Below are 18,706 nucleotides of genomic sequence, written 5' to 3' on the forward strand. Positions count from 1 at the left end.
GAGGCATCACATTATTTCATGAAACCCCTAGCCTGCAGGCTGCCGGCAATAGGTTCTTCTGACAACAGTTCGCAAAGGAACTGGTTGATCGATTCTAACTTATCGTTATCGATTTTTCGAGATATCATCGTGTATAGTTCCTGTTCTATCAATGTTACTCTTCTTGATTTTTCCACACCTTTATCGGATAAACGTAATATAACCGCTCTGGAATCTTTAGGGTCCGTATCACGAATAATGTAACCATCCTGAACAAGTTTGTTAACGAGCCTTGATGGACTGCCACCTTCACATATTAACAGAAAGCCGAGCTCCTTCAATGAGAGTGGTCCTCTCTCTTCAAGAACCCGTAACACCTCCGCCTGTGATCCGGTAATACTTTCTTTACTCAATGCAGACTGTAACATACGTCCACCCTGTCTTTCGGCAGCAAGAATCAGAAAACGTAATTGTTCAGCAAGTTCTATATTTTGTTCCAAGTTAATCACCATTCTCCGTAGCATACTTGATATGTAGAAATTATATCATACCATTACGCCTCGAAAGCAAAACTCCAGCGTCCGGATCATGGGTTGATAGTATAGGTGCACCACCATTTCTTTTTGACCACTCCCTAAGTTGGTTCATTGTTGTTACAGCTGCCTTTTTATCATCTGCAACACCATCTGCTACCTCTCGCTTAAATTGTGATTGTGTGTAGATTGCATCCCCGGCTAAGCAAACCGGCTGTCTTCCATTTACCAACAACGATTGATGACCAAATGTATGCCCTGGGGTCGGAACAATCACAAGGGAACCATCCCCGATCAAGTCATATCCATTTATAAATGCACCTGCTTGATTCATCTTTTCATGATGAATAATTTGATATTTATAATCAGGATTATAAAATCTATGTTTTTGATATCCATGCATGAACGTTGCTCCAAAACGTTGACCATCTGCCCATTCACGCTCACTAATGACAAACTCCGATTTAGTTAATCGAGCAATCCCTCCAACATGATCTGAATGCAAGTGGCTTAGTATCACATATCTGACATCATCAGGAGAAAATCCGAGGCGCAGGATCCCCTCAGTTACCGATTCTGATTCACGAATTTTAAATTGACACATCTTCCGATATTGAGGAGCCCACCATGGGTAAAAATCCGGTTCATTAACTGACGGATCTTCCCCGGTATCAAAGAGCACCAGACCTTTCGGGTGTTCTATTAAATATGTATTAATGGGAAGCCATTCAGTCCACTTCCTGGATGTAAGAATCCAAATCGAGCGATTGAATTTGCTTCCTTCCACCTGCTGAGGGTGAACACGAACTGCTCCGGTTTGTATTCGATGTACTCGAAATGTTGGGGTCTCCAATATTATACATCCTCTCTTTTTAAATTAAATGACACGTCACCTTTCATATGATAGGTGACGTGTCATTTAAAATCAATACATGTGATAAACATATAAAAATAAAGCCGGTCTAGTGACCGGCTTTATGGACGATTATTTTATGATTTCACTTATTTCCTTTAAATTTTCCGCAAACCCGATAAAGACCTTATTATCTATGACAATCGTTGGAACGATTTGTTTCCCCGTTAAGTCTTTAACTTCCTCGGCATACTTTGCATTCTCTGCACAATTGTATTCTGTATAAGGCACATTTTGTTCAGTGAAGTATCGCTTCGCATAATTGCAGTCGCTACATGTCGGTATCGTATAGACTTTGATCGGTTCCGTCATCGTTCTCACTCCTTGTTTTCCTTAATTCGTAACTTCATAGCCCCTACTCCGGATAACTTCCTGAATATCGTTCAACTGTAATTTCGACTCATCATATTGAACGTGGACAGTACCTTCATCAAAATCGACTTTGCCTTCAACACCGATCTGCTCAAGGGAGCCTTCTATAGATTTGACACAGGAACGACATGTCATTCCATCAACTTTCATTTTCACTTCTTGCATTGTTTTCACCTCCTTTCACGTTCACGTTTTTACTATTCGAGTTTTTGCAGTTGTAATTCCCCTATTCTTATCGCAATCCTCACTCTTTCTCCCATGACAACCGCCATTAAAAAAAGGTATTTATTATTGATTACGCACTTTTACACGTTGCAGCCGGAGCGCGTTGAGAACAACGGATACGGAACTCAGTGCCATTGCAGCTCCTGCCACCCAAGGTGCCAATAAACCGATCGCTGCGATTGGAATTCCAAGTGTGTTGTAACCAAGAGCCCAGAATAAGTTTTGTTTAATATTACTCATCGTTTTGCGACTCATATAGATTGCATCCGGAATGCTGGAGAGATCTCCCCGCATGAGTGTTACATCTGCAGCTTCCATCGCTACATCCGTACCCGTTCCAATTGCCATCCCGATGTCAGCTGTCGCCAAAGCAGGCGCATCATTGATTCCATCACCTACCATAGCTACTGTCTTGCCTTGGGCTTGCAATTTCTTCACTTCTTCTGCTTTTCCTTCTGGCAGAACTTCTGCTCGAACATGATCAATACCGACCTGCGCTGCAATAGCATTTGCCGTCCGCTCGTTGTCACCCGTGATCATAATGACTTGGATACCCATTTCTTTCAAACGGTGAACAGCTGCTTTTGATGTTTCTTTAATCGTATCCGCTACAGCAACCATACCTGCATATTGGTTATTGATCGCAACAAGCATGGCTGTTTTTCCGGCTTCCTCCAGGCGAGCCATCGTATCATATGCATGCTTAGCGTCCACCTCATATTTGTCCATCAACCTGCGAGTACCGATAAGAAGTTGATGACCTTCTACGACGGCCTTGATTCCAAATCCCGGGATGGCTTCAAAAGAGTCTGTACCAGGCAACTCAATATTTTGATCCAGTATTCCTGTGACAATTGCTTCTGCCAGAGGGTGCTCAGAATTTTTCTCTGCTGCACCGACCAACCGTAAAAATGTTGTCTCATCTCCTTCGGATAAAACATCCGTGAGCTCTGGCTTACCTTTGGTAACCGTACCTGTCTTGTCAAGTATGATGGCATCGATCTTATGGGTTTGTTCCAGATGCTCACCACCTTTAAACAAAATGCCTAGTTCTGCAGCGCGTCCGGAACCAGCCATAATCGAAGTTGGCGTAGCTAAACCGAGTGCACATGGGCAAGCAATGACAAGAATTGCAATGGCTTTTTCTAATGCTTCTGCAAAATCGCCCGGGGTCACGAGGAAGTACCAAATCAAGAAGGCCACAACTGCTATACCAACAACAATTGGGACAAAAATTCCTGAGATCACATCCGCCACCCGTTGAATCGGAGCTTTCGAGCCCTGTGCTTCTTCTACAACTTTGATGATCTGTGCAAGTGCTGTTTCCTTACCGACTTTTGTCGCTTTGATTCGCAAGATGCCATTTTTGTTAATCGTTGCTCCGATGACCGTGTCGCCTTCTCTTTTCTCAACTGGGAGACTCTCACCCGTTAGCATGGATTCATCAACAGACGATAGACCTTCCAGTACCTGACCATCCACCGGCACCTTATCACCAGGACGTACAAGCACTACGTCCCCTACAATTACCTCATCTACCGGAATTGAAAGCTCTTGACCGTCACGAACAACTAATGCCGTCTTGGCTTGCAGTCCCATCAATGATTTAATGGCTTCAGAGGTTCTGCCTTTTGCAAGTGATTCAAATAATTTCCCTGTGATAACCAATGTGATCAGAACTGCACTTGTTTCGAAATACAGTGATGGTCCATGGTGCATACCCGCGCCGCTTATGAACCAATCAATCGTAAGGTACAAACTGTAAAAATAAGCAGCTGAAGTCCCGAGCGATATCAATACGTCCATATTTGCGCTGCGATTACGTAGTGCTTTATAAGCACCTACATAAAAAGGTTTACCGATATAGAATTGAACTGGGGTTGCCAAGATCAGTTGAAACCATGGATTCATGAAAATCTCCGGTGTATAAATCCATGAAGTGAAAGAAAAATGAGCAACCATCGTCCATAAAAGTGGTAATGAAAGTAAGGCTGAGATGAGTAGTTTCTGTTTTTGCTGACGCAATTCTTTTTCACGACGATCACCTGTGTTCTCATGATCCTCTTTCGAGATTGCTTTATATCCAATTTGTTTAACCTTGTTTTGCATCTCGGTGATGGATACTTCTCCAGGTGAGTATTCTACCCGTGCTGTTTCCATTGCAAAGTTGACCGTAGCATTCGTCACGCCTGGCAGCTTGCTTAAGCTTTTCTCGATTCGATTCGCACATGCTGCACAGGTCATACCTTCGAGTTTAAATTGAGCAACTTCCTTAGCCGTACCGTAGCCCAATTTCTTAATTGTCTCTTCCAGAATGTCAGTATCAATTCTTGTTGGATCATACGATATACTAGCTTTTTCAAGAGCGAAATTTACGTTAGCCGTATCTACACCCTCCAATTTATTTAATCCCTTCTCAATTCGATTGGCACACGCCGCACAAGTCATCCCAGTGATTTGCAAAGTTGATTGTTTTTTTTGGTTCGTTGCTGTTGCTTCCATAAATGGTTCCCACCTTCACTTTACACATTGGATTTATTTTACGTCGTATCCCTGTTCTTCAATGGTTTCTTTGATTTGTACAATCGTGACATGACTTTCGTCGAACGACACATCCACCGTATTGTTTTTGAGATCAACTTTTCCCTTTACACCAATTTCTTTGAGTGCCCCTTCAATCGTATTGACGCAATGTTGGCAGCTCATACCTTCTACTTCTAATGTCAAGTTTTTCATTTTCATCATTACATCCCCTCATTGGTTGTTTTTAAAGTTTAAATTATCTTTTTATTACTACATGTTTCATCGTGTTTTAACATTAAATGTAAATGTCATTTCTTGTTTTTAGTATACCCCCGTACCCTATATTCAGTCAACATCTTTTTAATTTTATTTTTCCAAGCCAATTAATGATTATAAAAAAAGCAGCATCGCTGCTGCTTCTAAGAATTGTTATTTCATTAATTTGTTCATGGTCGTTAACAACTCGGTTAATACTTCTGTATCGCCTTCTTGTATTCGATCGATAACACAACTTCTCATGTGATGCTCGAGCAAAAGCTTCCCGACACCGTTTAGAGCTGATTGGACCGAGGCAATCTGATTTAATACATCGTCACAATAAGTGTCTTTATCAATTAAACCTTTAATGCCTCTTACTTGTCCCTCGATCCGGTTCAACCGAGAAACTATGCTGTTTTTCACTTTATCTGAGTGATGACTCTTTCGCCCACAATCGTCAGTTGAACAGTGACTAGATGGTATTTTTGATTGATCAACCAGTTCCATGTTTATGCTCATTTAATCTCCTCCTTCAGTTTAATATACTCTCCCACCCTATAAAAAAATAAACGGTGTTAACTATATAGAACTTGACACTAGATTGTTGGCCTACATGAAAATTATCATAATACAGTATTACCTTACACTTCGAATATATAGCCCCCCACCCTATATTGTCAAGTAGAACCTTCACACCATTTTCTACACATAAAAATTAATCCAAGCCATATTCATAAAAATAAAGGGTAAGGGGGCATGGTATATTTCATTCACAATATATATTGTCAGTGTTCACATTTACTTTCAAAATCTGTTCCTGTTCTAAATCAGGAGCTTTTAGGGGGAAACGTATGATTGGTTCTTGGATTGTTCTTGGGATAAATGTATTTCTTATGGTGTGGATTGTTACATTCATCATTATCCATCGAGATCGAATTTCGCGTATGGCTAGTATGATGGCAGCTATGTCACTAGGGATGTCCATTGGATTAGGAGTAGGAACTATTGTAGCGAATTGGTTCCCAGAGAACTTTTTCATGGCAACTATGATTTCAATGTTTATCGGCGCTTTCGTAGGTGCTATCGCCGGAATATCTAGCGGTTTAATGGCTATAATGGAGGGTTTGTTAGCAGGAATTATGGGAGGTATGATGGGAGCAATGCTAATGGTGATGATCCCATTAACTTATATTGAGCAGGCCATCAAAATGATCTCAATACTATGCTATTCCATCATCTTTCTCATTTTCCTTATGCTCCGTGGTGAAATTGATTCATCGAGTTCCCACTTTAAAGCGTCGGTTTTAACTAAACCAAGTCTGTTTTTTGGTGTTATCGTAATTTGTTTTTTGGTTATCTATCAAACACCAATTTCATCCAAAGATAATGTTTCCGACCACCCTCAACCTTTAAATGGTGACCATCAACACCATATGACAGGAGAAAACCAGAATCGTTAACGATTACAAGTCGGTTTAGCTATTAGTACTAAGGAGCGAGTGCATCTGCCCATGATAGTCCCTCGTACACCAAGGGATTAATTTCTTATTCGCGCTTCATTAAGTGGACTTATAAATATGAATACCAAAAAGAAATTCCCAAAAGATAGAATATTTCATCCCGAAACGAGAATCCGGATATTATTGCTTTTGCTTCCTCGGCTGCAGCCATAAGCTCGTCCCACTCATCCATTCATGAGTCGCAGCCTTTTATTTTCTTCACGCTGCTGATCCAATTCGGTTTCGGATGATTCAAAAGCCTCTTTGTAACGTGCGACATCTGCCTTTAATTGTGTTACTAGCACATGCGTTACGACTTCTCGCTGTTCCATAACTTTGATAAACGGCGACAAGTCCCGCTCTTGAAACGACTTTTCTGGCGGAGCAGCTGATTCAGCTAACTTTCCAAAACCCTGTTGTAAAGGACCAAGAACATTTGCTAAGTGATGCCTTCTCTACACCGATAACAAGAACTTTATCCTATGAGGATATCAATCTACAGATCTACCAGATAGTTTAGGGCGTTCATCGCTCTTCTTTCGCTCCATTTTCAAAAACTATCTGTATGCTTTTCATTAGTACGGTTTCTTGCTCTTTACCCTCAACAACGTAATTTTCCCCCTGATAAACTTTACCATGTGGACAAATGTGTATAACATACTTTGACTTGGTCATCTTACTGTAACGTTCTTCAAGTTGAACCCGTATTCATTTGCAAAAGGGATTAATGAAATGGGTTTACTATAAGCAAGATCGCTTATGAATGGATATCCGTGTCTCAATTCATTCTCGACCTTCGGATTAAACAACAAAAATATATTCATCATTTGCTTACTTTTCCAGCATTGATACCCGCTACGCATATCAATTTCCCATTCAAATCGTTCTGGGTATTGATAAGGAATTGTTACTATAACTCCTGAAACTCCAGCTTATTTGACATACCAGTCTCTTTTATCCAAGAATAATAACTTGGATTCATCAAGAACACTTCTTCAATAGTCTCTCCTTTGTATTTGCCAAATGTCATTGTCATTTCTATTTGTAATACCTCACTTGTTCGTACATGTTAATTAAACCTTTAAAAAGTCTCCGACATCAAAGTGGTTCGTGGATTCTCCATCGGATTATAGCTCTTTACACCATATAGATAAACAACTCCTCTCTGTCGTCTCTCCTTGCAAGCTTCAACATACTTTTTTCCAATGTTTTGGCTTAAAATGGAGTTATGACTAATAAACACTTATATTAATCATATCTCCGCTACCTATAGAGCTAAGCCAAATGTAGTTCTTTTTCTTCCAGTGCGAATCCCCCTTGGCAATAAGCCTATCCGTATCCGGGTCATGGACGAGTAAGAGGTCCTGTTCTCTTCTTACGTGAACTCGTTAATCAGGATATTGCTCATAAAGGCCATGACGGTTATATGCTCCTTACCTTCCATCTCTTCTTTCCTACGTTTGTGCTTTTTGAATGCTGAATATAGGAATGAACAATAAGCACGAGAATTTTCGTTTGAATCCCCCTCTTTCTTCATGTTGCAACTAACTAACAAGTAGAGGGTATAAGAAGCAGTCTCTCTCACTTAGCATTCTTCTGAATATGTTTCACAACATACTTTGCATCAGGACCAACCCCCCGAAGGGTCGCTGAAGCAAAGGATCGTTGCCCTGACAGCCCCACATAAAATAGACCAGGTACAACCGTACTTACACCTCGGTCTTGTAATGGATCCCCCTTAGTATCAAGTCCTCCTAGATCTTTGATATAGGAAAGATTGGAACGAAACCCAGTTGCAAAAATAACACTATCCACCTTCTCTTTTGATCCATCAGGCCAAGTTACGCCATCTTCATAAAACGATGTAAACATGATCTTTTGCTTTGGATTGCCCTCCTTCAACCTTTGTTTATACCCATCCAGGTCCATGACGGAAGATGCGTTGGCTAATGACTTCCCTATCCGCCAATGAGAATCGATACCGGTGATGATAAACCAAAAGTGAATGTCCTTACCTAGAAAACGCTGCGGCACAAGCGAGACCGGCTCACGAACCGCTAATGTTGTATTGGCTATATCTGCTAACTCCATCGCGATTTGTATAGCTGAGTTTCCCCTTCCAACGACGATAACAGATTGATTTCTAAAGGGATCCGGTGTCTTATAAAAAGCGGAATGTACGATTGTACCTTTGAAATCTTCCTGACCCTGTATCGATGGGATATATGGCTTGTTAAAAGAACCGGTAGCGCAGATCAAATTGCGTGCAGTATATGTTTCTCCCGTAGTCGTACGAACTTGAAAAACACCTACTTCTTTAGAAACTTGCTCAACACGTTGATAAAAGGCAATTGGTAATTGAAAGTGAGATGCGTAGTTTTTTAGGTACTGAATAACCTCATCTCGATTGGGGTATCGATCACCTGGAGACGGGATGGATAGTCCCGGTAAGGATGAATATTTAGCTGGGGAAAAAAGCTTTAAACTATCGTAGTAATTCGGCCACGAACCTGCAGCTTCCCCACTCGCTTCCAAAATTAAAAAGGATAGGCCTCTTTGTTTCAGGTGGTATCCTGATGCTAATCCCGATTGCCCGCCACCAATGACTAGGACATCTAATACATGATTCATTGTCATTCTCTCCTCTCACGTTATGTATGGTTATCGATATCATTTAGGATTTCATTTTTTCGATCCTTTTTCTTCACTCGAAGCAATATAAATGCACACAAAACTAACAATAGAGCAGCACTGACATTCAAGGCGGTGTCTCCAACTACAGAGAGCAGTGTGAAACCCAGAAATGGACCTAACGCAGCACCTATATCAACCGTCATGGAATACGAAGATACGACGTAATGTTTATTGGATGAATCAGCTGCATATTGAGCGGCATCAGCATCTAATAATGTAGTTACGATTGAAGATACGAGAAGTAATAAGATCAGCGTTGAGAGCCACACAACAGTTTGGAGATGGAATGCGATGATGACAAAAAGAATACCCACCGCCATGATACTTCCCGTTAACCATTCTGTTCTCGACTGCCTGATATCACTAAACCTTCCAACCCAATAACCAAGGAAAGGATCCGCAGCTAATTTGAGGGTGAGTAATATCCCTGTTAACGTTGCAGCACTAAGCGAACTTAATAAAGATAAAGCACTAAAATCCCGCATTTCTATCCAGTAGCTAAGTGTCGATTTCACGTACCCTTGGAATAATAAGGAAATCACAAATCCGGTTAGTAGGAGTACAATGAAACGTCGATCCTTAACCATGAACAGCAGTGCTTTCGAATTTTTGTTCTCTACATGCTGCACTACACCTCGACTTCTTGTTTTGATAGGTAACAAAAGCGGAAAAGTTAAAGCACTGAGGATCGCAAAACCGGTTAACACCGACGAAGTATCAAAGCTTTCAGATAATAAGGAACCTACAACCATTCCAATAACGACACCAGCACCGGCAATCCCATTAAATAAACCTGTTAGTTTCCCTGGCTGCTTACTCTCCGTAACAGCTTCAACCACTAATAACTGCCCGGCTTGTTTAATGAAAGCCCATGCCACCCCCCACACACATCTAGCGATCAAGAGCGCGATAAATTCATTAAAGTAACCATAAGCAAATGTAGAAACGATCGTTAGGCAGATGGCGATGAATAGACCATTTCGAACCGGATATCGTGTATAGAACCAACCAATGAGTGGATGTATCGGTATACGAACAAACCGATTGATCGATAATAAAGCCCCTATCTGCCAAAGAGCTGTTAACCCGAATTCCTCACTGTTTACCGGCAATACGGCATATAACATGGCGTCTCCAAATAAACTAACTGCTGTGATGAAGGCGGCAATGATCATGTTTTTCTCAGCTGTGCTCCGATTCACCATCCTCCCTCTTTGATTTTGATCCCTGGAGCAAATGCATTTGTCGCTACCATCAATAATCAGCCTCCAAATTATTTGTAAATTGCAAGTAATAACCCTTAAAATAGACCCCTTAGTCCACTTCCATGTACACAAAATTAAAATCCACTCACATTCCATGCACCTAACCTTAGATAAGTTATAACTCAAATATTTGTATTTTGCAAGTTTTAATTTTGAAATGAGGACATTTAAATAGCCACCTGTAGAACAGGTGGCTATCATAAGACTAGGCTTCAAATATCTTTTCGAGGGATTCCCTTTGGGTCGGCTTTATTTGAATAATATTGCGAATGCTCTTGGCCTTTTCCTCAGCTTCGGCAATGGTTTGGGCCTCTCCTAGGGCTAGCAAGGTTCCAATGGCAACGGTTCCTGTTCTTCCTTTACCTCCCCCACAATGAAAAGCAACTTTTTGGCCATTGTGATAGGCACTAACTACTTCATCGATCGCCTTTTTAAATAAAACTTCCTCGCTCTCCGTTGCATTGTCGCCCAAGGGGATCTTAACCCATTTCACGTTGGCATCTGTGGATGCGCACTCCGTGGCTTCTTCTCGAAGGTCCACCACGACTTGGACACCTTCTTGTTTTACCATTTCTTCGACATCAGCGGCTCCGCCCATATAGATCTTATCTTCATGTAGTGCATGGTATTTCTTCTCCATGTTCTTCGTTGCCTCCTATTTTCGAATTAGCAGCAGCTGCTACTGCCGCCACTGACGATTAATGCAGGACCTTCTTCATCTAGGTCAATATCCAATGTAACATTCCGTACGAGGTCGGCAATCGTTGGATCGAGAGCCACTTCTATATGATTTATACGCTCGACAATGTCATTTTCCTGAGCTTTATCCAGCGTCAGCTGATAACTTGGTCCGCAACACCCAGCACCTGCATTAAAGAATCTTAACGTTGTGGTCCCAGCTTCTTTCATCATCTCTTCGATGTATGCTTTAGCCCCATCCGTAATGATCATGATGATCACTCCTCACTCATATAAGTAGAATTTTACCCGTCATTACTTCTCCGCCAGTTTTTTGAGCCGATCGTATCCCTTAATTTCCTCCGGTTCCCACGGAATAATCACGCTGTGATTTGCCGATGCTTCTTTGATTTGTGAGATCCATTGAGCCTCCGAACTCGCTCGGCCTTGTAACACCGGATCCGTTGTCTGCGTTGCAGCGAAGCTCTGATTGATCGCCCACCATTTTGTAGGGATATTTGCTCGCTTTAAGTCCTCGTTCAATCGGGAAGCCTCGTAAAAAGGCGTGGCCTCTGCCAGAGTAACAATAACTACGCTGGTCTCCTCAGGATTTCGCAGGCGCGGCAGAAGATGCTTCACCGAATTAGGAATCTCTCCAGAAGAACGTTCAATTTCCTTATGGTACTCTTGCGTTGCGTCCAAAAGCAGCAGCGTATGTCCGGTTGGAGCCGTATCAATCACTACAATCTCATCCTGTGAACGCTCAACCAACTCTGCAAAAGCTCTGAAGACAGCAATCTCCTCTGTACAAGGAGATCGTAAGTCTTCTTCCAAATAAGCAAGACCATCTTCATCTAAGGAATCGGCATTTTGGCTCAGTACTTCATTACGGTACTTTTCCAGTTCGACTCTTGGGTCGACTCGACTCACCGATAAATGGTTGTTTCCTTCCTCATCTAAAATGTGGTTAAGATGTGCGGCAGGATCGGTTGTGCTCAGATGTACTCGATGTCCCTGTTCAGCTAAGCCAACCGCAATGGCTGATGCAATGGTTGTCTTTCCCACACCGCCTTTTCCCATCGTAAATACAACACATACTCCGGATGAAGATATGTCACGGATGAGTGTGCTTAATGGTGGTGCTGAAATCTGTTCCACGTTTTCAGGGCTTAATGATTGTTCTATGGGTGAAAATAATTGACGCAAATGGGATAGTCCGGTTAGGTTATATGGAACTAAAGGTATCTCATAATGGGGAATGGTCTTTAGGTTCTCCGGCATCGCATCTAACGCGATCTGTTGGCGTTTATAGAACGCTTCTGAAATGGGATCCGGGTTTGAATGAAGAACAAAAGTGCCGTTCATAACAAGAATCTGATTATTCATTCCCGTCTCTCTTAATTCGGATGAAGCGCGGGCAGCCTCCAACAGCGGTGAACGATCTGGACGCGTCACCAACACGAGTGTTGTTTGTTGTTCATCATTCAGCGTTGCCAGTGCGTTGCTATATAGTTCCTTCTTCGAATCCAGACCTGCTAATGGACCTAAGCATGAAGCACCGTGTGTACTTTCATCTAGAAATCCACTCCAAGCGGTTGGAAGTTGCAACAACCGAAGCGTATGCCCTGTTGGCGCTGTGTCAAAAAGAATATGGTCAAAACCGGCTTTCAGCTCTTGATTGGTCAAAAGGGCGGAGAACTCATTGAAGGCGGCAATTTCAACCGTACAGGCGCCTGAAAGTTGTTCCTCCATCGTAGCAATCACGGTATCCGGAAGTTTGCCGCGGTACGGATCAACGACCTGTGCTTTATATTCACTTGCTGCCGTCTCCGGATCTAAATTGGCGACATACAGGTTAGGCGCTCCTTGAATCTGAACAGGATGATTGGATAACGTCATACCGAAAACGTCTTGCAGATTCGACGCCGGGTCTGTGCTGACTAGCAAAACTCGCTTACCCGCATCTGCAAGTGATATGGCTGTCGCACTCGCGGTAGAGGTCTTTCCAACTCCGCCTTTGCCCGTAAAAAAGAGATATGGCGTTAGTGGAATATCATTTGGATGAAATGATCTCGTCATCATTGTGCACCTACTTCCTTCTGTCATTGCTTCGTTTTGAGCTCAATACGCATTTTCGGTTTTTTTACCAAGTCCGTCTCTGCCAATCCAGTCCAAGAACACCATTCCTCCATGGAGGGATAGCCTTGGATTTTCGTCACTTGACCGTTTAACAAAACTACCGGTAGAACTTCCGGGCCTTGTTCAGTAAGCAGCTGATTGATAGCACGGTTCGAAACAAACGCATCTGGCTCACTTGCCAGGTTATAACGAGCAACATCGATGTTCTTGCTTTTTAAATTGTGGACAACGGTTGATACACGAATCAATTCAGGGTCCACGCTTGGCCCGCATACTCCTGTAGAACAACACATGGCCGGATCATAAATCTCAATGGATATCATGTCGTTTCCCTCCTGTAATAAAGGAAGCCGAGAAAAGTTCCCGGCTCCTACATTCTATTTGATTACTCGCCGGTTTCAGCGAACTTTTGAATACGCTCGCCGATTTGATCGCGAACGCGCTGAAAAACAGCCCATTTTTCTTCGTCTGTACCCTGAGCCTTGGCAGGATCGTCAAATCCCCAGTGCTCGCGGCGAACATGAGGAGGTGTCATCGGACAACGATCGGCAGCATCACCGCACAGGGTGACCACCAAATCGGATTGATTTAACAACACCGGATCAATGATATCCGAAGTTTGGTTCGAAATATCGATCCCCACTTCGTTCATAGCTTTGACCGCATTCGGGTTTAGGCCATGAGCTTCGATGCCGGCGCTGTAAACATTCCAATCATCACCCAAATGTTTTTTGGCCCATCCTTCAGCCATTTGGCTGCGGCAAGAGTTGCCTGTGCACAAGAAGTAAAGTGTCTTTTTTTCCATCATCGTTTCTCTCCCTTATCGCTTGAATTAAAGTATGGTTAGCCATATATATAAACCTAAAAGGGTTATAAATAACGTTGGGATGGTCAATATAATCCCTGTCTTAAAGTAAGTCCCCCAGCTGATCTTCACGCCTTTGGTCGAAAGGACATGCAACCAAAGCAAGGTGGCTAGTGAACCAATCGGTGTAATTTTGGGACCTAAATCGGAACCGATCACATTCGCATAAATTAAAGCCTCTTTAATGGCAGCCGACGTGTTAGTCGCATCGATGGCGAGTGCATCAATCATGACGGTCGGCATATTGTTCATGATGGATGAAATAATCGCAGCAATGAAGCCCATCCCCATGGTTGCAGCAAATAATCCTTGATCCGCTACGCTCTGTATGACACTTGCAAGAAGATCTGTAAGACCGGCATTACGTAAGCCATAGACCACAACATACATACCGATCGAGAAAAATACGATGGCCCACGGAGCCCCTTGGAGTACTTCTTTGGTTTTCACAGCCGGACTTTTTCTTGCCATCAGCAGGAAGAATATCGCGATAACGCCAGCTACGATCGATACCGGAATACCCACAAATTCACACACAAAGTAACCGATCAGCAGCACGCTCAATACAATCCATGATAAACGGAACATCTTAGGATCTTGAATTGCCGTTGAGGGTTGTTTAAGCTGCATCCCATCAAACTTTCGCGGGATGCTCTTGCGGAAGAACAAATAAAGCACAAGGATACTGGCTACTAAAGAGAACAGATTGGGAACCAACATACGACTGGCGTATTCGATAAACGTAATTCCGAAGAAATCGGCCGATACGATATTCACCAGGTTGCTGACTACAAGCGGCAGCGAAGTTGTGTCCGCAATAAAACCACTTGCGATGATAAAAGGAAATACCTTCTTCTCGTCAAAATTCAGCGCTCGTACCATGGCAAGCACAATCGGAGTTAAGATTAGGGCCGCACCATCGTTTGCGAAAAAAGCAGCGACAACAGCTCCAAGAACGGATACATAGACAAACATCCGGATACCGTTTCCTCGAGCAGCATTCGCCATATGTAAGGCGGCCCACTCGAACAAACCGATTTTATCCAAGATCAATGAAATGATAATGATCGCGACAAAGGCGAGCGTTGCATTCCATACGATCTGGGTGACATCCCATACATCCTGAAAGTCAACGACTCCCACAAGCAGCGCCAGTACAGCACCACCACAGGCAGACCATCCAATGGATAGATTTTTAGGCTGCCAAATGACAAAAACTAAGGTAACAAGAAAAATGATGCTAGCCAGGACAACAGAAACCAATGTTCAAACCTCCAATTAATTACAAGTAATTCTAAGCCCTTTCCTCTCAAGCTCCGTCAATTCATGATTCTGGGAAGGAACAAATTGCAGCAGTTCTTCAATAAGATTATAGTGGCTATTGTCTCGATTATTGGAATAGAATATCCATTGTCCGCGCCTGTTTTCCTTAACGAGACCTGCATCCTTCAACTTTCTTAAATGTTGGCTTATGGATGGCTGGCTTGTCTTGAACACTTCAACGAGTTCGCAAACGCAACACTCCTGATGTTCAAGTAATTTCATCATCGTAAGCCGTGTTTTGTCGCCAAGTAATTTAAGTGTCTGTGAAACATCACTAACTTTCTCCAAACTGGTTTGCATATTGATCACTCCCTTTCGCTTCATCATTATATAATAATACACTTATATAATCAACAACTTATATCTATTTAATTTTCAACCAATATTTACTCTCCACAATTTCAATCACAGGTTGTATTCGTTCGTTTGTTTAGCGTAGCAAGAAGGGTGTCTGTTTCAGGCATTTGATCTAACACCGTCTTGATATAGGGCTTATCGTCTACATTTAAAGAATAATATACCCATTGACCACGGCGAGTCTCATTTACAATTCCCTGCGATTTTAATTTTCTTAAGTGCTGACTAATTGCAGGTTGCGACATGTCAAATAAATCGACAAAATCACAAACACACCATTCTCTGTCTTTAAGCAGCGTTAGCATGGTAAGTCTGGTCTTGTCTCCGAGAAGTTTCAATTTTTCAGCGATCTCATTCAATTGTTCCAAAGTATCCAATCCTTCCTATATAAGCAAGCTTTTTTCACCATTATATAAATTTATAATTATATTTTAAGTGACAGCTTCTTTGAAATCAAGAAAACGGGTCCTGCTCATTACATTATTTGAAACAGCCTCCCCGGGCGCGTTATCGGAGCGCGACTTTCGCGCCTCATGCAACAGCATCAAAAACCGCGCACCAGCAAAGGCACGCGGCAGAAATTCTGTGCGCAAAATTTTCACCCGATTTCTGACCCCACTTTGGGGGGGCCTTACTCTGCTCTTCCTTCGCCCCACCATGATTCACTCATCATTCGCCCACTCCTGGTTTCTTGCGACACATTCCCCGATAGAACCGAATTACATGGCGCTATCAAACTAACCAAACAATAAATCCAGAATCTTTTCATTTGCCTTTCTATTCTTTCCGATGTAAGGGTAGCAGTGGATATGAATTGCTGGATTGAAGTTGATTTCTATAATGCTGTAATTGGTATCGGTTGCTTCTTCCTCTAAGGAATCAATCATCATATCCACACCACATATGGTGGCTCCTGCAGCTTTAGCTGATTGAATAGCAAGTTCCTTATAACTGTTCGGCATTTCATCCGTAAAATCGATACTGTCTCCTCCTGTACTAATGTTCGAATTTTCTCTTAGATAGATAACTTCACCTTGTTGGGGTATATCGTTCCAACTCATAGAATGATTTTTCAAAAACATCTCTTCTGCTTCCCCTAACTGAATTTTCTCAAGGGGCGTCTTATACCCTTTACCTCTGAGCGGGTCTTTATTCTTTTCATGAACAAGCTGTTCGATCGTGTGGACACCGTCACCGACGACATTTGCAGGGACACGATGCAGCACCCCTACAACCTGATCCCCCATGACCAGAAAGCGATATTCCTTTCCTGTCATAAATTCCTCAAGAAGAACCGTTTGATCGTGCGTAAAGGCTATTTCAAACGCTTTTTTCATATCCTCTCTCGAATAATCTTGATTGAAGATCGTAATGCCCAACCCAAAATTGGTTGATTTGGGCTTTATCACAATGGGAGTACCGCGATATGTTTCATAGGTGGACATTGCTTCATCCAAGCTCTGAAACGCTTCCCCTGACGGTACACGAATTCCATGTTGTTTGAGAACTTCTTTCGTGACCACCTTATTTTCCATAATTAACACCGTACTATAGGAGTCCAAGGAGGTTTTCGTAGCTTGCTTCACATACTCTTGATGATTACCTTTGGATAGTAATACAAAGTTCTCATCCCGATCCATCCACTTAAAGCGTATGCCTCGTTTCACCGCTGCCTTTAAGAGAAGTTGGGTTGATAATTCGAGATCCTCATACCCTGCAAAACGGTATCCATTTTGAATACTGTTCTGAGCGTATATTTTTGCTTTTTCCAAATGGTATGTCAGATAAGATGATTTTTGAATGTCGGACTTCACCCTAGATGCAACATTCAACTCAGTATGGAGAATCTTTTGCTTTTCATCGTCCAGAATGTGCTGAAAATCCTCATTCTTAGGAAACAAAAGCTGCACCATATCCTTCATCTCATCGATAACAGCGAGTGCCATTTCCTCCATCGTGAACTGACTATATTCAGGCTCGTTTAAATAGCCTTTTATACCCTCCATAATCACCTGATCTTGGTTTACATCAGCTATCCTTTGATCTTCCTCATGGAAGGATTCATCTACTTTAAGCAGCATAAATAGAATAAACAAATGGATAAAGTGCATCATTTCTTTACTTATTCCAATCTTATGAAGTGGATTAATATCCATAAATCGAAGCTCTAAGTATGCTACTCCATCTTCCACAAGCTCTTGGCACGGATTGATCCCCTTAGTGGTTTTTAAGCGAACGGGGCTGTAAAATTCCTTTACGCTCAGTAATTCATTCTTTTGAATCAGCCTGTTTAAGTCGTGAACATACTCTTTGGCCGAATTAAAAGAAACATAATACGATTTTTCATTCCGATATCCACACATACTGTTCCGAAGTGAGTTCATAATCGGAAAATAATAACTTTTATTATCATGGGAATCCGCCAAGTTAACACATTGCTGAATATAAGTATTATCAAAAACAGGACTTGCCCCTGTTAGATAGATGAGCAGCCAACGGTACCTCATCAAGTTACGGGCTACTTTAAAGTAAATTGCATCTTTGAACTCCTTAAAGTCTTTGTGCCGCTCCTGGATATCATATAGTTTTGCGAGAAATTTCTCATCAAACGAGAAATTATAATGAATTCCGCTTAACAATTGTCTTTTACGACCATACTTATCCGCCAATTCACTTCGATACTCGTCTGCGATGAGATCGCTCATTTTGGCAATAGGAATTTCTTTCTCTTCGGGTAGCATGGGTGGATTGCTGCTTGGCCACAAATACTCTCCTTCCAATTCGACAGAAACAATGTCTTGCAAGGCTTCCATGAAATCATATGTCTCTTCAATCGACTCAAAGGCTGGAGTTATCATCTCAATTTGACTTTCTGAGAAATCAGTTTGAATATAAGGGTTTTCCGTCTTGCTTCCAAAAGCCTTCGGGTGGGGTGTCAGGGCAAGTTTTCCATCTTGGTCGACCCGTACATTTTCTTTTTCTAAACCGAAATGACCTCGAAGCAGATCATTTTGAAGTGCATTGTCTATTACAACCTCTATAAGTTCACGATTCAACAAATTCATGTTTATGACCGTCCTTTA

20 protein-coding genes are annotated in these 18,706 nt (G+C 42.1%); 1 reads left to right on the forward strand and 19 read right to left on the reverse strand.

The annotated features are described in order from the left end of the window. Window positions 1-11: 11 nt before the first annotated feature. From B9D94_RS00285 to B9D94_RS00315, 7 genes are all read right to left on the reverse strand, one after another. Window positions 12-479, reverse strand: a complete 468-nt coding sequence (locus tag B9D94_RS00285) for a MarR family winged helix-turn-helix transcriptional regulator (RefSeq protein WP_162939256.1) — start codon at window positions 477-479, stop codon at window positions 12-14. Window positions 480-519: 40 nt separating this feature from the next. Continuing rightward, window positions 520-1,365, reverse strand: a complete 846-nt coding sequence (locus tag B9D94_RS00290; protein ID WP_162939255.1) for an N-acyl homoserine lactonase family protein — start codon at window positions 1,363-1,365, stop codon at window positions 520-522. 132 nt (window positions 1,366-1,497) lie between these two features. Further along, a complete protein-coding gene (locus B9D94_RS00295; protein ID WP_036638501.1) occupies window positions 1,498-1,737 on the reverse strand; it encodes a glutaredoxin family protein in 240 nt (79 codons plus the stop codon). Between the two features lie 21 nt (window positions 1,738-1,758). Then, a complete protein-coding gene (locus B9D94_RS00300) occupies window positions 1,759-1,962 on the reverse strand; it encodes a heavy-metal-associated domain-containing protein (RefSeq protein ID WP_119851465.1) in 204 nt (67 codons plus the stop codon). Window positions 1,963-2,085: 123 nt separating this feature from the next. Then, a complete protein-coding gene (locus tag B9D94_RS00305) occupies window positions 2,086-4,524 on the reverse strand; it encodes a heavy metal translocating P-type ATPase (protein WP_119851464.1) in 2,439 nt (812 codons plus the stop codon). 33 nt (window positions 4,525-4,557) lie between these two features. Next, window positions 4,558-4,758, reverse strand: coding sequence for a copper ion binding protein (locus B9D94_RS00310; RefSeq protein WP_119851520.1), 201 nt, complete (start codon window positions 4,756-4,758; stop codon window positions 4,558-4,560). A gap of 216 nt (window positions 4,759-4,974) precedes the next feature. Next, window positions 4,975-5,310 (reverse strand): metal-sensitive transcriptional regulator, encoded by a 336-nt coding sequence (locus B9D94_RS00315; RefSeq protein WP_119851519.1) that lies wholly within the window; start codon window positions 5,308-5,310, stop codon window positions 4,975-4,977. A 344-nt stretch (window positions 5,311-5,654) separates the two neighbouring features. Here B9D94_RS00315 and B9D94_RS00320 point away from each other — a divergent pair, with 344 nt between their 5' ends. Further along, window positions 5,655-6,263, forward strand: coding sequence for a hypothetical protein (locus B9D94_RS00320; protein WP_119851463.1), 609 nt, complete (start codon window positions 5,655-5,657; stop codon window positions 6,261-6,263). A gap of 949 nt (window positions 6,264-7,212) precedes the next feature. Here B9D94_RS00320 and B9D94_RS31835 read toward each other — a convergent pair. The 12 genes from B9D94_RS31835 to gshAB form a co-directional block, all read right to left on the reverse strand. Further along, entirely contained in the window at window positions 7,213-7,338 is a 126-nt protein-coding gene (locus B9D94_RS31835) for an exodeoxyribonuclease X C-terminal domain-containing protein (RefSeq protein WP_367613770.1), read from the reverse strand. A 545-nt stretch (window positions 7,339-7,883) separates the two neighbouring features. Next, window positions 7,884-8,933, reverse strand: a complete 1,050-nt coding sequence (locus B9D94_RS00325) for a flavin-containing monooxygenase (RefSeq protein WP_119851461.1) — start codon at window positions 8,931-8,933, stop codon at window positions 7,884-7,886. 20 nt (window positions 8,934-8,953) lie between these two features. Further along, window positions 8,954-10,201, reverse strand: a complete 1,248-nt coding sequence (locus B9D94_RS00330; protein ID WP_172963867.1) for an MFS transporter — start codon at window positions 10,199-10,201, stop codon at window positions 8,954-8,956. 265 nt (window positions 10,202-10,466) lie between these two features. Further along, window positions 10,467-10,901: a protein-tyrosine phosphatase family protein gene (locus B9D94_RS00335; protein WP_119851459.1), complete on the reverse strand. Its 435-nt coding sequence runs from the start codon at window positions 10,899-10,901 to the stop codon at window positions 10,467-10,469. 26 nt (window positions 10,902-10,927) lie between these two features. Next, the gene (locus B9D94_RS00340; protein ID WP_119851458.1) at window positions 10,928-11,212 is read right to left on the reverse strand and encodes an iron-sulfur cluster assembly accessory protein; all 285 of its coding nucleotides are present in this window, start codon (window positions 11,210-11,212) and stop codon (window positions 10,928-10,930) included. 42 nt (window positions 11,213-11,254) lie between these two features. Next, the gene (arsA, locus tag B9D94_RS00345; RefSeq protein WP_119851518.1) at window positions 11,255-13,018 is read right to left on the reverse strand and encodes an arsenical pump-driving ATPase; all 1,764 of its coding nucleotides are present in this window, start codon (window positions 13,016-13,018) and stop codon (window positions 11,255-11,257) included. A 23-nt stretch (window positions 13,019-13,041) separates the two neighbouring features. After that, window positions 13,042-13,401, reverse strand: coding sequence for an arsenite efflux transporter metallochaperone ArsD (arsD, locus tag B9D94_RS00350; protein ID WP_119851457.1), 360 nt, complete (start codon window positions 13,399-13,401; stop codon window positions 13,042-13,044). A gap of 62 nt (window positions 13,402-13,463) precedes the next feature. After that, window positions 13,464-13,883 (reverse strand): arsenate reductase (thioredoxin), encoded by a 420-nt coding sequence (arsC, locus tag B9D94_RS00355; RefSeq protein WP_028407113.1) that lies wholly within the window; start codon window positions 13,881-13,883, stop codon window positions 13,464-13,466. A 27-nt stretch (window positions 13,884-13,910) separates the two neighbouring features. Then, window positions 13,911-15,206, reverse strand: coding sequence for an arsenic transporter (locus B9D94_RS00360; RefSeq protein WP_119851456.1), 1,296 nt, complete (start codon window positions 15,204-15,206; stop codon window positions 13,911-13,913). A gap of 15 nt (window positions 15,207-15,221) precedes the next feature. After that, window positions 15,222-15,566, reverse strand: a complete 345-nt coding sequence (locus tag B9D94_RS00365) for an ArsR/SmtB family transcription factor (protein WP_119851455.1) — start codon at window positions 15,564-15,566, stop codon at window positions 15,222-15,224. A 101-nt stretch (window positions 15,567-15,667) separates the two neighbouring features. Beyond that, window positions 15,668-15,991: an ArsR/SmtB family transcription factor gene (locus tag B9D94_RS00370; protein WP_119851454.1), complete on the reverse strand. Its 324-nt coding sequence runs from the start codon at window positions 15,989-15,991 to the stop codon at window positions 15,668-15,670. A gap of 369 nt (window positions 15,992-16,360) precedes the next feature. Continuing rightward, complete coding sequence (gshAB, locus tag B9D94_RS00375; protein ID WP_119851453.1) at window positions 16,361-18,688, reverse strand: bifunctional glutamate--cysteine ligase GshA/glutathione synthetase GshB; 2,328 nt, start codon at window positions 18,686-18,688, stop codon at window positions 16,361-16,363. Between the last annotated feature and the right edge of the window lie 18 nt (window positions 18,689-18,706).

The sequence above is a fragment of the Paenibacillus sp. Cedars genome, assembly GCF_003184205.1.
In the GTDB taxonomy this organism is placed as follows: domain Bacteria; phylum Bacillota; class Bacilli; order Paenibacillales; family Paenibacillaceae; genus Paenibacillus_AQ; species Paenibacillus_AQ glucanolyticus.